The 3,042-nt window shown below is 75.0% G+C and carries 1 protein-coding gene; it reads left to right on the plus strand.

Features of this window, described 5'->3' with window-relative positions; genetic code table 11:
• The coding region (locus tag IE178_RS34905) for a type I polyketide synthase (RefSeq protein WP_193515045.1) at positions 1–3,042 on the plus strand (3,042 nt) is incomplete at both ends.

The following is a 3,042-nucleotide window of genomic DNA, read 5'->3' on the forward strand; positions in this document are numbered from 1 at the left end:
GGGCGCGGCACATCCGTCAGGCCGTCCGCTTCCACGACGGTGTGCGTCACCTCGTCGGGTTGGGGGTGACGACGTTCCTGGAGGCAGGGCCCGACGGGGTCCTGGCCGCGATGGCACAGGAGACCCTGGAGGCCGAGGGCCGCGACGACGCACAGGCCCTCACCCTGCTCCGACGCGGCAAGCCCGAACCGGAGACGGCGGTGGCCGCGGTCGCCGCCCTGCGCATCAGGACCGAGGCGGGACGCTCCGGCTGGGAAACCTACTTCGAGGGCACCGGCGCCCGGCGCGTCCCCCTGCCGACCTACGCCTTCCAGCGCGACCGGTACTGGCTCGACGTCCCCGCCCACCACGGCGACGCCACCGAACTCGGGCTCCGCTCGACCGGTCACCCGCTCCTCGGCGCCTCGGTCACACTCGCCCGAGGCGGCGAAATGCTCTTCACGGGGCGCCTGTCCCTGCGGACGCACCCGTGGCTCGCCGACCACGGCGTTGCCGGGACCGTCGTACTCCCGGGCACCGCACTGCTCGAACTCGCGGCCCACGCCGGCGAACAGGCCGGAGCCGAGCAGGTGGCCGAGCTCACCCTCGCCACGCCCCTGGCCCTGCCCGCCGACGGCGGCGTGCACCTCCAGGTGGCCGTGGGGGAGAAGGACGAGTCCGGCGCACGCCCCATCGAGGTGTACTCCCGGCCCGACACGGACGACGAGCGCGACTGGGTCCTCAACGCACAGGGCACCCTGGTCCCCGCCGGCCCCGACACGCCCACCGCCGACCTGGTGGTCTGGCCCCCGGCGAACACGCGGGAGGTCGGCCTGGAAGACGTCTACGAGCGCCTGGTCGACCAGGGGTACGCGTACGGCACGGCGTTCCGGGGCCTGTCCCGGGTGTGGCGGGGCGAGGGCGAGATCTTCGCCGAGGTGACCCTCCCGGACGCGGTGCGCGACGAGGCGGGCCGGTTCCTGCTGCACCCGGCCCTGCTGGACGCCGCCCTGCACGCCCTGCTGCCGGGCGTGGCCGAGGAAGACGTGGAGGCGCGCCTGCCGTTCTCCTGGACGGGCGTCCGCGTCCACGCGACGGGCGCGGCCGCGCTGCGGGTCCGCTTCGGCCTGTCCGGCGCCGCCGACACGGTCTCCCTGCTGGTCACCGACGACACGGGCGTGCCGGTGGCGTCGGTGGACTCGCTGGCGCTCCGCCCGCTGTCGAAGGACGCGGTGCGCACGGCGGCCCAGGCGGGACGTGACGGCCTGTTCGCGGTGGCCTGGTCCGACGTACCGGTGCCCGAGTCGGCCGCGGACACCTCGGGCTGGGCCGTGCTGGGCGCACCCTCCCTGGCCTCGGCTGCCTCGTACCCGCACCTCGACGCGGTGGTGGCGGCCGGCGCGGACACCGTCGTCTGGCCGCTGGTCGCCGACGGAGACGACGGAGCCGTCGGCGGTGAGGGCATCGCCGGTCTGGCGCGCGTGGAACTCGCCCGCGTCCTGGAACGCGTGCAGGCCTTCCTGGCCGACGAACGACTGGCCGACACACGGCTCGTGGTGGTGACCCGGGGCGCGCTGGCCGCCCTGCCGGGCGAGCAGGTGACGGACCTGGTGCACGCCGGCGTGTGGGGTCTGCTGCGCACCGTGCAGACGGAGAACCCCGGCCGGGTCGTCCTCGTCGACGCCGACGCCGAGGGGTACGCACAGCTCCCCCTCGCCCTGGCCGCAGGCGAGACCCAGCTGGCCGTCCGCGACCGCCGCCTGCTGGTGCCGCGACTGGCCCGCGCGCTGGCGGCCTCCTCGCAGGAGCAAGCGGCACCGCGCTGGGACGAGGGCACCGTGCTCGTCACCGGTGCCACGGGAACGCTGGGCCGCATCCTGACCCGTCATCTGGTGGCCGAACACGGAGCCAGGCGTCTGCTGCTGCTGAGCCGCCGGGGCGCGGACGCCCCCGAGGCCGACGCACTGCGGGCGGAGCTGGAACGGCTGGGCGCCCAGGTGTCGTTCGCCGCGTGCGACGCGGCGGACCGCGGGCGACTGGCCGGAGCGCTGGCCGAGGTACCGGAGGAGTTCCCGGTGACCGCGGTGGTGCACACCGCGGGCGTCCTGGACGACACCGTGCTGAGCGGGCTGACCGCGGAACGGCTCGACGCGGTCGTACGGCCTAAGATCGACGCGGCGTGGAACCTCCACGAGCTGACGCGGCACCTGCCGCTGTCCGCCTTCGTCGTGTACTCGTCGCTGGCCGGCCTGATCGGCAACGCCGGCCAGGCGAACTACGCGGCGGGCAACACCTTCCTGGACGCGCTGGCGCAGCACCGCCGGGCCCAAGGGCTGCCGGCCACGTCGCTGGCGTGGGGCCTGTGGTCGCAGACGAGCACGATCAGCGGTCAGCTGACCGACACCGACCTGCGCCGCATCGCCCGGCTCGGCCTGCGCGCCCTCCCGTCGGACGAGGCGATGAGCCTGTTCGACGCCGCCCTCCTGACCGCACAGCCGGTCCTCGCCGTGACCTACCTGGACACCGGGGAGCTGCGGCGCCAGGGCGACGAGGTGCTGCCCATCCTGCGCGACCTGGCCCCCGCCGGCCCGCGTCCCAAGGCCGCCGGCCACACCTCGCAGGGCGGATCGACGCTGGTGCGGCGGCTGGCCGCGCTGGACGCCGACGCCCGTCACGAGGCACTGCTCGAGTTGGTGTGCGGCCGGGTCGCCGGGGTGCTCGGGCACGCGAACGCGGCGGCGATCGACGCCGACAGGCCCTTCCAGGAGCTGGGCTTCGACTCGCTCACCGCGGTCGAGCTGCGCAACCAGCTCAACGGGACCACCGGTCTGCGGCTGCCCACCACCCTCGTCTTCGACCACCCGACCCCCACCGTCCTCGCACGGCAACTGGCGCGTGAACTCTTCGGCGACGAACAGCCCGACCGGGCCACCGCGGCCGTCACCGCCGCGCCGGGCGACTCCGCGGAGCCGATCGCGATCGTGGGGATGGCGTGCCGTTATCCGGGTGGGGTGTCGTCGCCGGAGGATTTGTGGCGGCTGGTGGCCGGTGGTGTGGATGCGG

Source organism: Streptomyces griseoloalbus (assembly GCA_014650015.1).
Lineage (GTDB): Bacteria > Actinomycetota > Actinomycetes > Streptomycetales > Streptomycetaceae > Streptomyces > Streptomyces griseoloalbus.